This is a genomic window from Corynebacterium aquilae DSM 44791 (assembly GCF_001941445.1).
GTDB classification, from domain to species: Bacteria; Actinomycetota; Actinomycetes; order Mycobacteriales; family Mycobacteriaceae; genus Corynebacterium; species Corynebacterium aquilae.
The window spans coordinates 2,881,306-2,899,099 of the sequence record NZ_CP009245.1 but is presented as its reverse complement, the minus strand read 5'-3'; the positions used below and the strand labels follow the sequence as shown (position 1 = coordinate 2,899,099).

The 17,794-nt window shown below is 59.9% G+C and carries 16 protein-coding genes; 7 read left to right on the top strand and 9 right to left on the bottom strand.

The annotated features are described in order from the left end of the window. Positions 1-105 precede the first annotated feature (105 nt). The 6 genes from trpCF to CAQU_RS12170 all read right to left on the bottom strand — a co-directional run bounded on the left by trpCF (position 106) and on the right by CAQU_RS12170 (position 6,632). The gene (gene trpCF, locus CAQU_RS12195) at positions 106-1,578 is read right to left on the bottom strand and encodes a bifunctional indole-3-glycerol-phosphate synthase TrpC/phosphoribosylanthranilate isomerase TrpF (RefSeq protein ID WP_084563109.1); all 1,473 of its coding nucleotides are present in this window, start codon (positions 1,576-1,578) and stop codon (positions 106-108) included. A gap of 23 nt (positions 1,579-1,601) precedes the next feature. Beyond that, positions 1,602-2,633, bottom strand: coding sequence for an anthranilate phosphoribosyltransferase (trpD, locus tag CAQU_RS12190; protein ID WP_075728118.1), 1,032 nt, complete (start codon positions 2,631-2,633; stop codon positions 1,602-1,604). A gap of 133 nt (positions 2,634-2,766) precedes the next feature. Continuing rightward, on the bottom strand, positions 2,767-3,420 hold the full coding sequence (locus CAQU_RS12185) for an anthranilate synthase component II (protein WP_075728116.1): 654 nt from the start codon (positions 3,418-3,420) through the stop codon (positions 2,767-2,769). Next, complete coding sequence (locus tag CAQU_RS12180) at positions 3,417-5,048, bottom strand: anthranilate synthase component 1 (protein ID WP_075728762.1); 1,632 nt, start codon at positions 5,046-5,048, stop codon at positions 3,417-3,419. The genes CAQU_RS12185 and CAQU_RS12180 overlap by 4 nt, the downstream gene beginning before the upstream one ends. Positions 5,049-5,401: 353 nt before the next feature. Next, positions 5,402-5,902, bottom strand: coding sequence for an NUDIX hydrolase (locus CAQU_RS12175; protein ID WP_075728114.1), 501 nt, complete (start codon positions 5,900-5,902; stop codon positions 5,402-5,404). Positions 5,903-6,035: 133 nt separating this feature from the next. Beyond that, complete coding sequence (locus tag CAQU_RS12170) at positions 6,036-6,632, bottom strand: SdpI family protein (protein ID WP_075728112.1); 597 nt, start codon at positions 6,630-6,632, stop codon at positions 6,036-6,038. 415 nt (positions 6,633-7,047) lie between these two features. Here CAQU_RS12170 and CAQU_RS12165 point away from each other — a divergent pair, with 415 nt between their 5' ends. From CAQU_RS12165 to CAQU_RS12150, 4 genes are all read left to right on the top strand, one after another. Beyond that, the gene (locus tag CAQU_RS12165) at positions 7,048-8,295 is read left to right on the top strand and encodes a dicarboxylate/amino acid:cation symporter (protein WP_075728111.1); all 1,248 of its coding nucleotides are present in this window, start codon (positions 7,048-7,050) and stop codon (positions 8,293-8,295) included. A 370-nt stretch (positions 8,296-8,665) separates the two neighbouring features. Beyond that, positions 8,666-9,082 (top strand): hypothetical protein, encoded by a 417-nt coding sequence (locus tag CAQU_RS12160; protein WP_075728109.1) that lies wholly within the window; start codon positions 8,666-8,668, stop codon positions 9,080-9,082. 626 nt (positions 9,083-9,708) lie between these two features. Beyond that, positions 9,709-12,543 carry a leucine--tRNA ligase gene (gene leuS / locus CAQU_RS12155; protein ID WP_075728107.1) on the top strand — a complete coding sequence of 945 codons (2,835 nt, stop codon included), beginning with the start codon at positions 9,709-9,711 and terminating at the stop codon, positions 12,541-12,543. Positions 12,544-12,655: 112 nt separating this feature from the next. Continuing rightward, positions 12,656-13,204 (top strand): VanZ family protein, encoded by a 549-nt coding sequence (locus CAQU_RS12150; protein ID WP_084563107.1) that lies wholly within the window; start codon positions 12,656-12,658, stop codon positions 13,202-13,204. Between the two features lie 35 nt (positions 13,205-13,239). Here CAQU_RS12150 and CAQU_RS12145 read toward each other — a convergent pair whose 3' ends face one another. Beyond that, on the bottom strand, positions 13,240-14,145 hold the full coding sequence (locus CAQU_RS12145) for an Fpg/Nei family DNA glycosylase (RefSeq protein WP_075728105.1): 906 nt from the start codon (positions 14,143-14,145) through the stop codon (positions 13,240-13,242). A gap of 18 nt (positions 14,146-14,163) precedes the next feature. Here CAQU_RS12145 and trhO point away from each other — a divergent pair, with 18 nt between their 5' ends. Then, the gene (trhO, locus tag CAQU_RS12140) at positions 14,164-15,093 is read left to right on the top strand and encodes an oxygen-dependent tRNA uridine(34) hydroxylase TrhO (protein WP_075728103.1); all 930 of its coding nucleotides are present in this window, start codon (positions 14,164-14,166) and stop codon (positions 15,091-15,093) included. Positions 15,094-15,323: 230 nt separating this feature from the next. Further along, positions 15,324-15,491 (top strand): hypothetical protein, encoded by a 168-nt coding sequence (locus CAQU_RS12785; RefSeq protein WP_157109021.1) that lies wholly within the window; start codon positions 15,324-15,326, stop codon positions 15,489-15,491. A 241-nt stretch (positions 15,492-15,732) separates the two neighbouring features. Here the strand turns inward: CAQU_RS12785 and CAQU_RS12135 are convergent, their stop codons facing one another. Both CAQU_RS12135 and CAQU_RS12130 read right to left on the bottom strand, forming a co-directional pair. Next, positions 15,733-16,200: a hypothetical protein gene (locus tag CAQU_RS12135; RefSeq protein ID WP_245797270.1), complete on the bottom strand. Its 468-nt coding sequence runs from the start codon at positions 16,198-16,200 to the stop codon at positions 15,733-15,735. Positions 16,201-16,454: 254 nt separating this feature from the next. Further along, the gene (locus CAQU_RS12130) at positions 16,455-16,919 is read right to left on the bottom strand and encodes a MarR family winged helix-turn-helix transcriptional regulator (RefSeq protein WP_084563105.1); all 465 of its coding nucleotides are present in this window, start codon (positions 16,917-16,919) and stop codon (positions 16,455-16,457) included. Between the two features lie 474 nt (positions 16,920-17,393). Here CAQU_RS12130 and CAQU_RS12125 point away from each other — a divergent pair, with 474 nt between their 5' ends. Further along, positions 17,394-17,750 (top strand): DUF5318 family protein, encoded by a 357-nt coding sequence (locus tag CAQU_RS12125; protein ID WP_425429697.1) that lies wholly within the window; start codon positions 17,394-17,396, stop codon positions 17,748-17,750. The last annotated feature ends 44 nt before the right edge of the window (positions 17,751-17,794 follow it).

Below are 17,794 nucleotides of genomic sequence, written 5' to 3'. Positions count from 1 at the left end.
GGCCCGATGCGATGTTTCACGTGAAACATTCACACCGGTCCTTAGCGCGCGATGTTTCACGTGAAACATTGCGTGCGAAGCAGCGGTGGCGCTAGGGCGCTCGGGTCAGTGTTTCACGTGAAACAATCGCACTGCCTCGAGGGCGCGCACGATGGCGGCCGAGTCCTTGTGGTGGCGGGGCTCGTGGGCGTATTCCACCCCGGAGTTGATATCCACGCCCACGCAGCCCGTTGCCAAGGCGTGGGCGATGTTGTCCGGCCCGATGCCGCCAGCGATCAGCGAGTGCGCGGTGACGGCCGCAGGGATCGTCGACCAATCAAACGGGGTGCCCGTGCCGCCAATGCCGGAATCCAGCACCAGACGATCGGCAACGCCGGCCGCAACGAGCGCCTCGGCGACCTCGGGGCCGTGGGGTGCCGTCATGCTGACCGCGCGCCACACCTGCACCTGCGGACCAACTTCCTCACGCACCGCCGCAACGAGGGTCAGTTCCTCGTCCACGGTGCCGGTGGGGGCGTGCACCTGCACGGCAACGATGCCCGGCTGGATGAGCTCCGCATAGCCGCTTCGGCGGCGGGAGACCGCCACGTAGCGAAGGTTCGGCTCCGCCGCGATGATCTCTTGGGCGCCTTGCGCATCCACCGCGCGCGGGGAAGCCTCTTCGAAAATCAGCCCGCCAAAGCTCGCGCCGGCAGCGCGCGCCGCCTGGGCTGCCCGACCGGTGCGCAAACCACACACCTTCACCGGACCGTAAACCACGTCCCGGATCGCGGCATCAATATCGGGGCTGCCGGTGAACTGGCTGCCGATGAGGAAGCCATTGACCACACCTGAAAGCTCGGCGACATCCCGGTGGGTTCGAATGCCCGACTCCGACAGATACACCGCGTCCTCCGGGATCAGCGGCGCCAACTGCTTGGTGCGCTCCAAGTTGATGGACAGGTCATGCAGATTACGGTTATTGCAGCCGAAAATCTTCGCGCCCAAGGCGATCGCACGGGAAACCTCCTCGGCATCGATCACCTCGGTCAGGACATCCATCCCCAGCCGCTGCGCCTCATCGGCGAGCAGACGGTAGGTGTCATCGTCCAGAATCGACAGCATCAACAAGATGGCATCCGCACCGAAATAGCGGGCCGCATGGACCTGCACCGGATCGATGATGAAGTCCTTGCACAACACCGGCAGGTGCGTGGATGCCGCCACCGTCTGCAGATGGTCATAGTCGCCACCGAAACGATCCGGCTCGCACAGCACCGAAATGCCGGCCGCATAGCGCGAATACAGGCGCGCAATATCGCCCGGGTGGTAGTCGTCCCGGATCACGCCCAAAGACGGGGACGCGGACTTGCATTCCATGATGAAACGCGCCCCTCCCCTACCCCGGTTCAAGGAATCAAACAAGGACCGCTGCGAACGCGGCAACGCGTCCACATCCACATGAGAGATCCGATCCCGAATCGCAGCCAAATGGCCGCGCCGGCCCGAAACAATCCCCTCCAGCACCGTCGGGGTGCCCGCGGGAAGAACCACGCCAGCGAAATCCTCAGCCGACGCCCTCGATGCACCATCAGTCATCGCCATAGCCTCCAATCCACCGACTACTTACTCAACTCAGCTGCGCGCGGCAAAAACTGCTCCGCCCAGCGGGCAACCACACCAGTGGAAACCAGGGTGCGCGCCACATCCACGCCCTCCCGGAGGCTGTCCGCACGGCCCGCCAAGTAGAACAACGCACCAGCAGAGGCCAGCATCGCATCCAGGTGCGCCTGCTGACCACGCCCGAAGAAACACTCCAGCATCATCCGGGCATTATCCACCCCATCGCCGCCCTCCAGGTCGGCCACAGAACAGCCCGCCAAACCCAGCTGCTCTGCAGTCACCTCATACTCGGTGATCTCCCCATCCTTGAGCTCCCACACGGACGTCGGGCCGTGCAGGGCAATCTCATCCAAGCCCGAACCATGCACCACCAGTGCGCGGCGGCGACCCAATTGGCGCATAGCCTCAATCAGCTGCGGGCCAAGCTCCTTGCGCGCCGTGCCCATCAGCTGCAGCTCCGGGCGAGCCGGGTTCAACAAGGGGCCCAAAACATTAAAAATCGTCGGAATCCCTAAGCCCTTACGCACCGGCATCACGTGCTTGAAACCCGGGTGGTAGGCCGGCGCAAACAAGAAGGTAAAACCAGTGGTCTCCAACTGGGCGGCCGCATCGGCAGGCGACAGATTCAACTCGATGCCCAAAGCCTCCAGCACATCAGCCGCACCAGAGCGGGAAGACACAGAACGATTACCGTGCTTGACCACCTGCAAACCACCAGCCGCCGCAATCAATGCAGCACCCGTGGAAATATTGATCGTGCACGCCCCGTCACCGCCGGTGCCTACACAATCAATGACCTCCTGGTCGGTGCGCGGGAAAGCCACAGCAGCCGCGGTAAAAGCACGCGCAGCAGCAGCGATCTCCTCCGGGGTCTCGCCCCGAGTCTTCAGCGTGCACAGCAACCCAGCAATCTCAATCGGTTCGAACTCGCCCGCAGCAATCGCGGCGAACACCGACTCGACCTCATCGGCAGCAACCACCTCCCCATTAAGAATGCGGTGCAACACCTGCGAAGCAGTAGAACTAGTCATGGAAACAAACCTTCTCAACAAAGAAAAAACAACAGGAACAACGGGCAAAACACCACCGGCGAAGGCCTATCCCCCACCGGCGGGCAGGGCAAGAAGAAAACAACTTCTCAGCCCGGCAGGAAAGAATATGAACTTAACGGTCGAAGAACTCGACGCAGCGATTAATGATGTGCGGGCCTGAAGGCGTCAACACAGACTCCGGGTGGAACTGCAAACCCAAAGACATCCCATCGTGGGTAGCCGCCGCCATCGTCACCGGCCCGGCCTGAGCCTGACAGGTACCAAAGCTGACCATCCCCTCCGGCATGTCGGTGCACCCCAGAGAGTGGTAGCGGGCGATCGGGACCTTCCGGCCCACCTTGCCCGGAAGATCCGGGCCGGCATCAACGGTCAGCCCGGCAAACAATCCACTGTCCACGCCGGCATCCGTCAGCGTCATGATGTCCGCCGAACCATGAACCGGTCCGACCGGGCGGACCGTACCACCGTGGTGCTCCAGCAGGGCCTGGAAACCCAAACAGATACCAAGCAACGGAATCTTCCCGATCGTCTCATCGATCAGATCCATCATGCACCCCGCCTCGGTCGGGTGACCGGGTCCGGGGGACAAAACAATGAGATCTGGCTGTGCATCCAACACAACCCTCATATCGACACTGTTACGAAAGACGGTGTAGTCGAAACCGGCCACCGCCAACGCATCGACAAGGTTGTAGACGAAGGAATCTTCGTTATCCAACAACACGATCTTCTTAGGCCGCGCGGCGCTCACACCAGCAAGGCTCATCGGACTACCTCCACGACACAATTTTGAGAAGCGGCGATCGCGGACAGCACCGCGTACGCCTTATGGACAGTTTCATCGGCTTCCGCCTGCGGTTGGGAATCACGCACCACACCCGCACCGGCCTGCACCGCGGCCACACCATTGCGGACAAAGGCGGAACGAATCACGATGCAGGTATCCATGTCGCCATTTCCCTCCAAGTAGCCGACCGCGCCACCGTAGGAACCACGGCGCACCCCTTCCGCCCGGCGCAGCAGCTCAGTCGCGCGGATCTTCGGTGCACCCGTCAGGGTGCCCATATTCATGCACGCCCTGTATGCATCCAAACAATCCAGCGAGTCGTCTAACCTGGCCGTAACCCGCGAAACTAGGTGCATCACCCGCGAATAGCGATCCACATGCAGCAGCTCCGCAACGCGACGCGTCGCAGGCGTGGCGACCCGTGCGAGATCGTTACGCGCCAGGTCGACCAGCATCACATGCTCGGCGATTTCCTTGGCGTCAGTACGCAACTCGAGCTCTGCTCGAATATCCAACTCGTCGTGCACCGATCCGTCCTCGTGCAAGCCGCGGGGGCGGGTGCCTGCAATGGGATACAACTCCACCTGACGGTTGTGCGCGGTGTACTTCAAATTCGACTCCGGGGACGCCCCAAAAAGTTCATAAGAGCACTGCTGAGCATCCACGCCCCGCACATAGAACATGTACGGCGAGGGATTGGCCTTCTTCAACTCCTGATAGGCGGCGAAGCTATCGGGGCAATCAATGCTGAAGGTACGGGCGGGCACCACCTGGTAAATATCGCCGTCGGTGATCTTGCCCTGCAGCTTGACGACGGTGTCGCGGAACTGCTGGTCGGTCGCCGAGGCCATAGCCTTTAAGGTGCCCGGCTGCCCCTGGTGTGCGGATCCGTTGACCTCATCCTCAATGGCCTCATCGCCACCGGGTCCTAAGTCGGTGATGCGCCTGCTGAGCTCATCCATCGTGCGCGACAGGGTTTCGGCCTCCTGCTCTCCTGCCAGGCACACCCCGATCAGTTCCGCGGTGTGCTGCTGGTGGTCAATGCGCAGCACGATTTCTGCAACCAGGAATTGATAATCCGGGTACCCGTTTGCACCGGGTTTAACCTCTGGAAGAGTCTCGAAGGTCTCCAAGTAGTCGAAGGCGAAACCGCCGGCGATAAAGGGAAGGAACTCGTCGCTATACCCAGGGTCTCGCTGCAGCAGTCGCAGCGGCAGGATGGAGGACACATCCATCAGGCGCTTGCGTTCGTCCGTTTCGGTCGACTCGGGGAAGTGCAGGGTCAAAGGGGTAGCGGTTGCACCCCGCGGGGTGGCGGTGTCCGCGGTGCGCACATACTCCGGCAACTGCTGGGCTAGGCGGGCGCTTAACACCTCCCCACTAGGAGAAAGAGGAGCAACTGTAACATCGCGATTAACACAAGTGACGCGGGCTGATCCGCGCAGCACTGCGACGGACTGCAAGCCAACCTTGGATTGAATATCGGCGCTTTCCAGCAGCACCGAGTCATCCATCGTGGTACCACCAAGGCGCTCAAACAGAGCCGAGGCGTCATCGTGATAGGTCACTGGGCGGCGCTGAATGATGGCCGGGTGTTCTAGTGGCATGGTGGGGGCCATGTGACGAGAACCTTTCATGGTGGATGGGGCTAAAACTTTTTTAAACGGTGCGCTGTCGGGACAACTACGGTGAGCATAAACAGTGGCCGAAAAACACAAAGCCCGCCTGGTCTTGGAAGTTTTTCCAAGATGCGGCGGGCTGTGATTGCTTCACGGCGTGTCGGGGGTTGGTCCAGCTTTCTAGCCGGTGCAGTCCCCGGGGTGCTCAAACGAGGCGGCCCGCACTGCGTGCGCGCCACCACCAGTTATTCTGTCGAGCGATCATGATCGCAAACTTTACACGACGCCTGCTACGAAACCGACATTGGGGGGGTACCCCTACCCGGGAAAGCCCGCAGGACTTATGCCGGGCTGCTCCACTGGCAGGGGCCGTGGGGATTATCGAGGGCCTGCTCAATCAGGGCACTAAAGCGCGGCTTCATCTCCGGGAGCTGATTCACCGGCACATAGGCGGCATAGGTCGATTCATCGTCGCCGACGCGGGGCTGCTGGGTGGGATCGACAGGGTGCGCCAGGAAAGCCGTGTCCATATAACAGCACTGGTGCCCATTGCTGTAGGTAACTGGCGGAATCGCCTGCACCCGCAACACCCCATCGATGGCGATATCAATGCAGGCTTCCTCCTTAGCTTCCCGGATAGCAGCCTCATGCGCGTGCTCTGCGGGGTCTGGAATACCCGTGATGGGAGTGTATGCGCCACTATCGGCGCGGCGCACCACCAGCAACTCCGGAACGTCCGGATTGGCGCCCTCCCGCATCACCAGCACGGTCACCCCCGGCAGCCACAACAGATCGTTACCGATTTTTTCGCGCAAATCCGTGATGAATTCCGGGATAGGCATAACTCTCCTTAGCAATACGCACAACAATACTGCCGCCGAGCCTACCCCGCCCTAAAGCGAGCGTGGCCTGGGCATGAAAAAACCTCACCGCGCGAAAACGCGCGATGAGGCGGGCTAAAACCTAAGAGAAGGCCTAGCTGTTTTTATCCGTGGTGTTCGCCGCTTTGCGGACCCCATCAAGGTTCACCCCAGCGTTGGCATTAAACGCATCCCCGCCACCTTCACAGGAGCCATTAAGAGCGCAGGAACCACAACCGCCGCTGACCCCACAATCCTTCGAAGGATCCTCATCAGCACAGGAAGACGAATCCGCATCATTGGCGGCTGGCGTGCAACAGCCGCCTTCCGCAGAATCCTCGCCACCACCGGAAGAACAACAACCGCCCTCATCTTTATTGGAGGCGTCAATGAGCGCGGCAGCATTGGCCGCCATGCCAGCACCCATCCCCATCAGCACCAGCCAACCAACCACGGCCAGCATCACCAACAGCCACCAGTAACCGGAGACCACGAACGCCAACAAGCCGCCGAAACCAAGGGACAAAGCGCCCAGCGTCCACAGCGGGCCAGCAATACGGTGCGTTAGCACCCACATCTCCTCCGAGGCGCGGGCCTCAGGGATGCGGATGCCAATGATGTTGTTGCCGGGAAGCTTGCCCGACCACGCGGCAACACCAATTCCCAGCTGGATGACCGCGAGCACGAGCAAAAGAACACCCAAAATATTCATAAAAGCCAAGTCTAAACCCCCACAAAGTTAAAGGCTAAGCGGTGCCACCGGCACCAACGCGACGCCTGCCCGAAACCGCTACCTGTTGGTTCTCACTTCCAACTAGGCAAGCACGCAGCCGGCGCCCCACGCACACAACACGAGCAATACTTGGCAGCCAGCCCGATATCTTCGCAACGTGAAACTGCCCATAACAGCGGTCAGCAATGTATAACACCGCTTACCTGTCGGCTAACCTATACAGGTTCGTCAAGGCCACCGCCTAAAAACACCTTCCACCCCGAACCCGCATCCAACGCCGGTTGAGAACACAACCGGCACACTGTGAAGCGTTTTCCCGGTGGAAGCACCGGTGGCCACTGGCCGGCACCAATTGTTCCTCTGCCCCCCCAGTTCAAGAAAGCTACACAAAACCATGGACGTAAAACGTCTCACCGGTTCGTTGCTGTTCAAGATTGTGGTGGCGATCATCCTGGGCATTATCTCCAGCCTGTTCTTCCCCGAACAGCTCGCCCGCGTCTTCGTCACCTTTAACAGCTTCTTCGGAAACTTCCTCGGGTTCTTCATCCCCGTGCTGATCTTCGCCCTGATCACCCCCGCCATCGCGGGACTGGGTCGCGGCGCCGGCAAATGGCTAGCGATCACCACCGGTATCGCCTACGCCTCCACTATCTTTGCCGGCCTGCTCGCCTTCGCCGCAGCACGCCTGCTCTACCCGACACTGCTCGCTGGACAGCACATGGTCGCCGCACAAGACATTGATGAGGGCGCATTGAGCCCCTACTTCAATATTGAAATGCCGCCGCCCATGGGCGTGATGACCGCCCTGCTGCTGGCATTCACCATCGGTGTCGCCATGACCGCCGTCAAATCCGACACCCTCTACGCCGGTGTGCGCGATCTCGAACGCGTCATCATGCGGGTGATCTCCAAGTTCATCATCCCGCTGCTGCCCCTGTTCATCTACGGCATGTTCCTGTCCATGGGCATGAACGGCAACCTCACCGCCACCTTGAGCGCTTTCGCCAAGGTGCTGCTGGTCGCCGTCGTCATGACCATCATCCTGCTGGCCATCCAGTTCATCATCGCCGGCACCATCGCCGGCAAGAACCCCGCCACCGCCCTGAAAAACATGCTCCCCGCATACGCCACCGCGCTGGGCACCTCCTCCTCCGCGGCCACCATCCCGGTCACCTACGAGTGCGCCAAGAAAAACGGGGTCTCCAAAACCGTCGCCGGCTTCACTATCCCGCTGTGCGCCACCACCCACCTGTCCGGCTCCATGCTGAAGATCTCGCTGTTCGCCTTCGCGATCCTCTTCATGACCGACGACCCCATCACCTTCGGTACCGCCCTCGGCTTCATCCTCATGCTGGGCATCACCATGGTCGCAGCCCCCGGCGTGCCCGGCGGCGCCATCATGGCAGCCACCGGCCTGCTCGCAGCCAACCTCGGCTTCAGCGACGACATGGTCGCCCTCATGATTGCCGCCTACATCGCTATCGACTCCTTCGGTACCGCCTGTAACGTCACCGGCGACGGCGCCATCGCACTCGTCGTCAACAAACTCACCAAGGGCCAGATCAGCCGCGCGGAACTCGAAGAGCCGCCCATGGGCTACGAGATCGAACCCATCGAGGAAGAAGACGCAGCCGCCCACTAGTGGCCGCTTCTCCCCCACACCCAACCGCCCCCGTGCATTCGCGCCGGGGCGGTTTTCTTCTCACCCCACACGACCACGCCACCGCAATACCCCCCACAAGATCACGGAGCCAGGTGCTGTCTGTGGAAGTGCCCGCCTCGCCTCGAGGCTCCCATACTCGCAGGAGTCGATCACGCTGCAGCATCCCCGGTGATGGCGCGCCGGGGCAAGCAACGCACTGGGGAGAGCTACTGTCTCGCGGTTCGCAAGGCCAATGTTTCACGTGAAACATTGCCCGCAGGAAGACCCCAGGAGTCTGGCGCCGAAGCATAGCCACACACAAAGCGCCGTTAGCCTGGAAAGGCTCGAGCAAACATGGCACGCTACATATATGCGCCTCAACTTCACCAAGGACGACAACCCCCGACCGCTGCCCATCTGGCAGAAATGGGGCATCTTCGTCGCACCCTGGATCATCCTCGCGGCCACCACCATGCTGCTGTCATGGGAACTCACCGGTGGCGGCGCGCACTCCATGTGGGTCTGGAACCAAGACACCCACAGCACCCAAGCCACCATCGGAGTCATCGGAGGAATGATCCTCGGGCTTAGCGGACTAGGACTCCAACTCATCCTCCGCGCAGACCGCGGCCGACGCGTCTTCTGGTTCGGCCTCGCACTCCTCGGACTCATGTGGAGCGTCCGCGTCGCAGGACCCGCGCCCGGAATCCTCATCGCATGGGGTGGGCAAGCCATCCTCGGACTCGCCGTCGCAGCACTATTCGCCCGAGAAGAAAAGTTGATCTAAAACGACTACCCGCCACTGACAACTCGGACACTTCCGTCCGGGTTGTCAGTGTTTAGACAAGGTTTCACGTGAAACACGGAAACTAAACAGCGCAGCCGGCACCCACCAGAATCTTCCAACAAGGCAATCTCACACACTAAGCACCTCACCATCTCCACCCGCCGGCCAAAGCATGCCAGCGCACAACAGCCCCAAACAACACAAAACAGTCAACTGGCCCAAGCAAAAACAGCTGAACAACCCCACATGAGAACCGGGCCAAAACGACACCACGAGAACTACAAGGGCATTCGAGAATTTCCAGAGTTCCAGCGCGCCAATTCCGCCTATGCCAGGGAGATTTGCGGGAGGTTAACTCCAGCATTCGTGGAATAAGACCGTTGAGTTTTTGGGGATTTACCAAGATCATGTGTGTGATATCCTAAGGGCGCAAATGGGAATCACGCGTTTGGTAGTTTTGTCCCGGATAATTCTACTGCGCCTGTACTCCCATTCCTACTTGGAGGCGCTCCCTGTTGAAAGGTCGAGCGCCTCTTTCCTTTTGCAGGCGAAGGAGAATGCCTAGGGGGTAAAACCGTAGGAGTGCGGCGTGATGTGGCGGGGGCAGGCCGGTAGACTACAGCCTTATGACCACAACCAGCGAGACCCCCACGCATCGTTACTCCCCTGCCCTAGCCGGGCAGATCGAACAGACTTGGCAAAAATTCTGGATCGATAACGGCACCTTCAACGCTCCCAACCCTGTTGGCGAGCTCGCAGTGGAAAACCCGGCAAACCCGGGTGCGGCACAGGAAGAGAAACTGTTCGTCCAGGACATGTTCCCCTTCCCTTCCGGCGCCGGCCTCCACGTGGGGCACCCGCTCGGTTACATCGCCACGGATGTTTTCGCCCGCTACCACCGCATGCGTGGCAAGAACGTTCTGCACACGCTCGGCTACGACGCCTTCGGCCTGCCCGCTGAGCAGTACGCCATCCAGACCGGTACCCACCCGCGCATCAAGACCCAGGAATCCATCGACAATATGGAACGCCAGCTGGGTCGCCTGGGCCTGGGCCATGACCGTCGTCGCGTCATCGCGACCACCGACACGGACTACTACAAGTGGACCCAATGGATCTTCCTGCAGATCTTCAACTCCTACTTCGATGAGGCAGAGCAGAAGGCTAAGCCCATCGCTGAGTTGATCTCTCGCCTCGAAGCAGGAGAGGTCGCCGGACACGAGGACTACCCCACCCTGGATGCCAAGGCGCAGGCAGAGGTCGTTGACTCCTTCCGACTGGTGTACCGCTCCAACTCCACCGTGAACTGGTGCCCCGGCTTGGGCACCGTGCTCGCCAACGAAGAAGTCACCGCCGACGGGAAGTCCGAACGCGGCAACTTCCCCGTGTTCCGCAAGAACCTCTCCCAGTGGATGATGCGCATCACCGCATACTCCGACCGTCTCATCGACGACCTGGAGCTGCTGGACTGGCCCGACAAAGTCAAGGCCATGCAGCGTAACTGGATCGGCCGCTCCAAGGGCGCAGAGGTCGACTTTGTCTGCCAAGGTGAAAAGATCCGCGTCTTTACCACCCGCCCCGACACCCTGTTCGGTGCCTCCTATGTGACGCTCGCCCCCGAGCACGAACTCGTCGACACCCTGGTTGCCGACGGTGATTATGCTGCCGATGTCGACTCCCGCTGGACCTTCGGTCAGGCCAGCCCCAAGGCGGCGGTTGAGGCCTACCGCGCATCGATTGCGGCCAAGAGCGACCTGGAGCGCCAGGAAAACAAGGAAAAGACTGGCGTGTTCCTCGGCGTTTACGCCACCAACCCGGTCAACGGTGCAAAAGTTCCCGTGTTCATCGCCGACTATGTGCTCACCGGCTACGGCACTGGCGCCATCATGGCCGTGCCCGCACACGACAGCCGCGACTACGAATTCGCCAAAGAATTCGGCCTACCCCTCTTGGAGGTCGTCGCCGGCGGCAATATTGAGGAAGAACCCTTCGTCGATGCCGGAACGGCCGTGAACTCCGCCAACGACTCCGGGCTCGACATCAACGGCCTCGGGCTGGAGGAAGCCAAAGCTGCCACCATCGCATGGCTCGAGGCCAACGGCCTGGGAGACGCCAAGATCCAGTACAAGCTGCGCGACTGGCTGTTCGCCCGCCAGCGCTACTGGGGCGAGCCCTTCCCCATCGTCTACGACGAGGACGGCATTGCCCACGCACTGCCCGAAAGCATGCTCCCCATCGAGCTGCCCGAAGTCGACGACTACAAGCCCGTCTCCTTCGACCCCAATGATGCGGACTCCTCCCCGCACCCGCCGCTGGCCAAGGCCACCGACTGGGTGACCGTGGAACTCGACCTGGGGGATGGCCCGAAGACCTACACCCGGGATACCAACGTCATGCCCCAGTGGGCCGGTTCCTCCTGGTACCAGCTGCGCTACATCGACCCGAAAAACGATGCCCAGTTCTGCAACCTGGACAACGAAAAGTACTGGACTGGTCCGCAAGGACCGCAGGATCCGGGTGGCGTTGACCTGTACGTTGGTGGCGTTGAGCACGCAGTTCTCCACCTGCTGTACTCCCGCTTCTGGCACAAGGTTCTGTATGATTTGGGATATGTCAGCTCCAAGGAGCCGTACCGCCGCCTGTTCAACCAGGGCTACATTCAGGCCTACGCCTACACCGACTCCCGCGGCGTGTACGTGCCCGCCGCCGAGGTAGAAGAAAAGGACGGCAAGTTCTACTACAACGGCGAAGAAGTCACCCAGGAATACGGCAAGATGGGCAAGTCGCTGAAAAACAGCGTCAGCCCCGACGAAATCTGTGACGAATACGGTGCCGACACCCTGCGCGTCTACGAGATGGCCATGGGCCCGCTGGACACCTCCCGCCCCTGGGCAACCAAAGACGTCGTCGGCGCACAGCGCTTCCTGCAGCGCACCTGGCGCCTGGTCATCGATGAAGAAACCGGCGCCATCCGGCTCAGCGACGCAGCGCTCAGCGATGAGGACAACAAGCAGCTGCACCGCACCATCGCCGGCGTCGCCGACGACTACGACAACCTGCGCCTGAACACCGTCGTTGCCAAACTCATCGAGTACGTCAACTACCTGACCAAGACCTACCCGGACGGCGCCCCCCGCGCCGCAGTCGAACCCCTCATCGTCATGCTGGCCCCGGTCGCCCCGCACATCGCCGAGGAACTCAACCAGCGCCTCGGCCGCGAAGGCACCATCGCCTACACCGACTTCCCCACCTTCGACGAGAAGTGGCTAGTCGATGACACCATCGAGATCCCCGTCCAGGTCATGGGCAAGGTGCGCGCCCGCATCCAGGTCGCCGTCGACGCCGACGAAGACACCGTGGTGAAACAAGCCATCGAGGCAGTGCCCTCCCACGTCGAAGGCAAAACCGTGGTGAAAACCATCGTGGTACCCGGCCGCATGGTCAACCTCGTCGTGAAATAACCCCGCGCGCATCACACACGCGCCCGGCCGCGTGGCATCCACACCAGTGGAGCCACGCGGCTTTTCACTACTCACAGTCTCTTGCCAGCAACAGCACTTAGGATGACCCACCATGATGACACGCCGCCGACGGCTAATCCCCCGCCCCCTGCTCGGCATCGCCCTATCGTGCTGGAGTCTCGTCGTCGTGGCATTGACGATGCTGAAAGCCTTCTACCAAATCGGCTACCTGTGGAAACCCCAAGCCCACCACCACCGCGGCCTCTACCCCATCCCCTTTAGCCAATTCTTCCGCTCCCAAACCTTATTCGGGCCGCTGTTCGACGCCTTCGGCAACGTCATCCTGTTTCTGCCCATCGGCTTCCTCCTGGCACTGCTGTGGCGCGGCGCCCCGCGACTTTTGCGCTCCGTCACCATCGCCGGCTTCTTCGGCTCCCTGACGATTGAGATCATGCAGTACATCTTCAGGCTGGGCTACAGCGACATCGACGACCTCATCTTGAACACCGCGGGTGCTGCCCTCGGCGGCCTTGCCGCCACCAAGCTGCCGAAGTGGAGCCACACCCCGGTGGTGTGGCTGATCCTGCTAGCCTGCATAAGCTTCGCCATCCTCGTGGCCCTAGGCCCCAGGCTTGGCGACCCAGCCAAAGTTGTTGGCTAATCCCCTATCCACCCCGCATAAGCAGGGTGGATTTTTTAATGCACCTGGCAGCCGGGGCAATAAAACAGGTTGCGCCCCTCAAAGGGCTGCATTTTTATCTCGGCGCCACACACATAGCAGGACTGCCCAGCCCGCCGATACACATACACCTCTCCCCCGTGATCATCCTTGCGGGGCGGGCGCCCCATCGCCTCAGGGGTGTGCTGCTCATCGACGGTATCGATCCGGCCCCGGGTCACCCCGACCTCCATCAACTCCACCAGGTCCTCCCACATCTGTCGCCACAGAGCACCATCGATTTCACGACCCGGGGTGAAAGGATCAACGTGCTGGCGGAACAACACCTCTGCGCGATAAATGTTGCCCACCCCGGCAAACAGTGCCTGATCCATCAACAGCGAGGCCGCAGGCTTGGTAGAACGCATCACCTTCCCCAACACCGCGCTGGGATCCTCCCCAGGGATCAGCGGATCGGCGCCGAGCTTAGCCACCGCGCGTTTGTATTCCATCGGGGTGATAATTCGACACCATTGGGGGCCGCGCAGATGCGCAGCAATCTCCGGGGTCGCTAACCGGAAACGGATCTGCCCGGTGAGGTCAATGGGATCTTCGAAACGGAAAGTACCAATCAGCCCGAGGTGAATATGCACAATCGCCTCATCCAGGCAGTGCTCCAAACCAGCGGACACCCCACCTGCGGTTGGGGCTGGTCCTCCTGCAACAGAAGTCGGGGGGTTAAAGGTCTCGGCATTCACCCGTGGCCTGGGGCGGGCGAAATGAAGGAACAACTGCTTGCCCCGGGCTTCAGCCTCCACCATCCGCATCCCCTGCAGCGGCACCACATCGAAGCGCCCCTGAGGCGAGGCAATCACGATGGGGCGGTCGGCAAAATGGTGATTCAAATCCCGTGCGAGACGGTGAAGTACATGTCCTTCAGGCATACCCCTAATATTAGAGACGTGGCTGTCAACAAAATTCTCCTGTACTACTACTTCACCCCGATCGCTGACCCGGAAGCTATCCGACTGTGGCAACGCGACCTGTGCGAGTCCCTCGGACTCAAAGGCCGCATCCTCATCAGCGAGCACGGCATCAACGGCACCGTCGGCGGTGACCTCGACGCCTGCAAGAAGTATGTCCGCAAGACCCGCGAATACCCCGGCTTTAAAAAGATGGAGTTCAAGTGGTCTGAGGGCACCGGCGATGACTTCCCGAAGTTGTCCGTCAAAGTACGTGACGAAATCGTTGCCTTCGGCGCAGCCGACGAGCTCAAAGTCGGCGACGAAGGCGTTATCGGTGGTGGCGTCCACCTCAAACCGGAAGAAGTCAACGAGCTGGTCGCCAACAATCCCGATGTGGTGTTCTTCGATGGCCGCAACGCCATGGAAGCCCAGATCGGCAAGTTCAAAGACGCCATCGTCCCCGACGTGAACACCACCCACGACTTCATCAAGGAGATCGAGTCGGGCAAATACGACGACATCAAAGATAAGCCCGTCATCACCTACTGCACGGGTGGCATCCGCTGTGAAATCCTGTCCTCCCTGATGAAAAACCGCGGGTTCAAAGAGGTCTACCAAATCGACGGCGGCATCGTCCGCTACGGCGAGAAGTACGGCAACAAGGGTCTGTGGGAGGGCTCGCTGTATGTCTTCGACAAGCGCATGCACATGGAGTTCGCGGACGATGAGGACTTCAAGCAGCTGGGCCACTGCATCAACTGCGGTGCTGATACCAATAAGTTTGAGCACTGCATCAACGAGGATGAGTGCCGCAAGCTCGTGCTGATGTGTAAGGACTGCTACGACAATCCCGCAACCCGACACTGCGGCCAGGACGCGTGCAAGGAAGTGGCAGCGAAAGCTGCCGCTGAATTGAAACCTGTGTAGTACGCGCTTTTTACAATCGAACTTAGATCCTGCGCCATCAACATGGATGAATATTTGGTGTTGCGCGAACGGCCACTGCAGCGATGACTTCTCTCACTCGCTGCAGTGGCCTTTGGGATTTTGTCCGTGATGCACGGTCCACGAAGATCACGTTTCGAGGCTACGGTGCAAAAGCCGAGAAAGCGTGTAGGTTGAGGACAGGTTTTAGTTTTGCGCAGGAGGCTTAAACAGTGTCTGCAACCTTGTCTGACCATGACAACCGCGAGCATCTCAACAATTCAAAGGCTCAGTTGACGCCTGCGCATCTGGAGATGCTCGAATATATCGACAGGGTCTACCCGGCCCCGAAGAAGCGTTCAAAGATTGCTTCCTTCTTTGCTTGGATGTTGGGCGAGTAGCAGCTTTAAGCCCAAAGAAACGCTTGTATCACCGAATGATCCAAATGGATCGTCCGGTTTTGCCTATGTTTATGCCCCATTAGTGATACTCCCTATACAGCAAAGTGCGGTGCAACTGCCTGGAACGGGGCATCCCTAGCAAAGGTTTTTGTTCCGTATCTTGTGGGGCCGAAAGACCAACTCCCCCACCCCGTTTAGTCCTGCTTGATGCAGGTGACTGGTGTGAGGGAGTTTGTTGTTTCTAGCGTTGCCCGAGGATCGCGATGGTGCCGGTGGAGGTCATCCACAACAGTGTGAAGGGCAGTAGCCACCACATGCTGGCCAACCATGGCCGCCACCGAACGCCTTTGGACCAGGTGCGGTAGGTCATCCATCCCGCCCCGAGTAGACCACCAAAGGCGACAAGGCCGGGGACGACGGGGAAAAGAATTTCAAACCTCCGCGAGCACAACCAGGTAGATACTCCGGCGTCGCAGATGGGGCCACCCACCGCCCGGGAGGACAAGGCAATGCCGAAGGCCACGATGATGGTCAATACTGGGATGGCCACACAGTAGGCGATGGCCGACTTGGTGGAGTTTTCGTTTCTTTCCAGCCGGGCTAGCGGGTCGTCGACGAAGTCGATTTCGCGCCGCAGGTATTCCGGAAACTCCAGTTCGGAGTGTAGATCTGGGTCGTTTTCTGGGTGCCAGGCATCGGAACGGTTCATCAACTACACCTCCTTGGATCCACCGGGAGAGCCTTGCCCGGGTAAGTTTTGGGTCTTCTCCTAGGCTAGTCCCCTTGTCGCGGATTGCACATCCCACGCACTCCCCCAGGGATACCCCAATGGGTATTGGGGGTTTGGGGGGTGCTTCTGACGTTGGGCACGAAAAAGCTCGCCATCCGCATCCGCTGCTGGGCGGTGTGGGATGGCGAGCTGGTGGCAGCCGGTGGGGTATGCCCCGTGGTTGAGAGAATTGTTTAGGAGTTTTCCTTCTTCTCCGCGAAGGTGGTTGCGGAGTAGGCCTCGGCGAGTTTCTGGATGACCGGAATCATCTCCTCGGTGACCTTGAGGTCTTCTTCGCTCAAGGATTCCAGCATGCGTGCCAGGTGCGCGGTGCGCTCCTCGCCGACGCGAGCCAGTTCCTGCTTGCCCTTGGTGGTCAGCTGGACGCGCACGCCGCGACGGTCGGAGATGTCGCGGAGGCGTTCGATCATGCCGCGTTCTTCGAGCTGGTGCAAAGCGTTGGAGGCGGTGGGCATGCGGATGCCCTCTTCGCGTGCAACATCGCTAATGCGGGACGCGCCTTTTTCAGCAAGGCGGGTCATTATCGTCAGCTGCGGGCCGGTCAAATCGGACTGGTTAGCCATACGGAAATAGGTCACGTAAAGCTTCGTCATGGATGGGCGGATTGCTGCTGCGATGGATGCGGGAGTGGCTGTCATGATTTTTATACTATCGTTTTGTGCCCCCACATAGCTAGCCGTAATGCAAAAAAATTCGAAAAACGTTAGAGGAAACACAGCAACCCACACATTGGGGTAAAAGCCACACAACCAAACATTTCCCCGTGGCGCGGCTACCCCCATACGGGTAGGGGTATTGTTCCTGGGGTAATAGGCTAAACCCCCATATCAACAATGGCAAATCATATCTGCATTGTGGGCGATGATTCTCAGGCTTTGGTGTACCTCACTAAGGTGTGTTTGAGGGATTGATTCAGGAAAAACCAAGCAATCAAAAATGTTCTACGCAGGAATCTTTATCGCTATTTGAATTGAAACACCAGTTCTACAGCTTGAATTTCATGCGGATAATTCAGTAAAGGAATTGGAGTTCACAAGAACCCTCTACCCCAACGGGTGAGGTTGGTTGATCAGATAATGCGCGCTGTGCCCAACGCTGGTATCACTGGACGGGTGGAACTCTCTTATGAATTTCAGCGACGCAATACCATTAAGCGCTACCGCGCAGGGCTGGTGAAAAAGGACGACGTCTGTGATGCCGAGTTCCTTCTCGTGGCGGCCAGTGATTTCCATGGGCATCCGGCCGGATACGACTGCCCGATTTGTGACTCGCCGCGGCTGCGGCATGTGCAGTGGATCTATGGCGATGGCCTGAAGCATGCTTCCGGGTCGGCGCGTACCCCGGAGGAGATCGCCCGTTTTGAGGCGCAGGGCACCGTGTTCACTACGCACCTGGTGGAGGTCTGCCAGGACTGCCATTGGAATCATCTGCTCAAGGCGACCACTCCAACGCCGGAGGAAGCTTCCTAGCGCGCTGGCTTTAACGTGATTCGGGCGGAAAATCACAAACGACC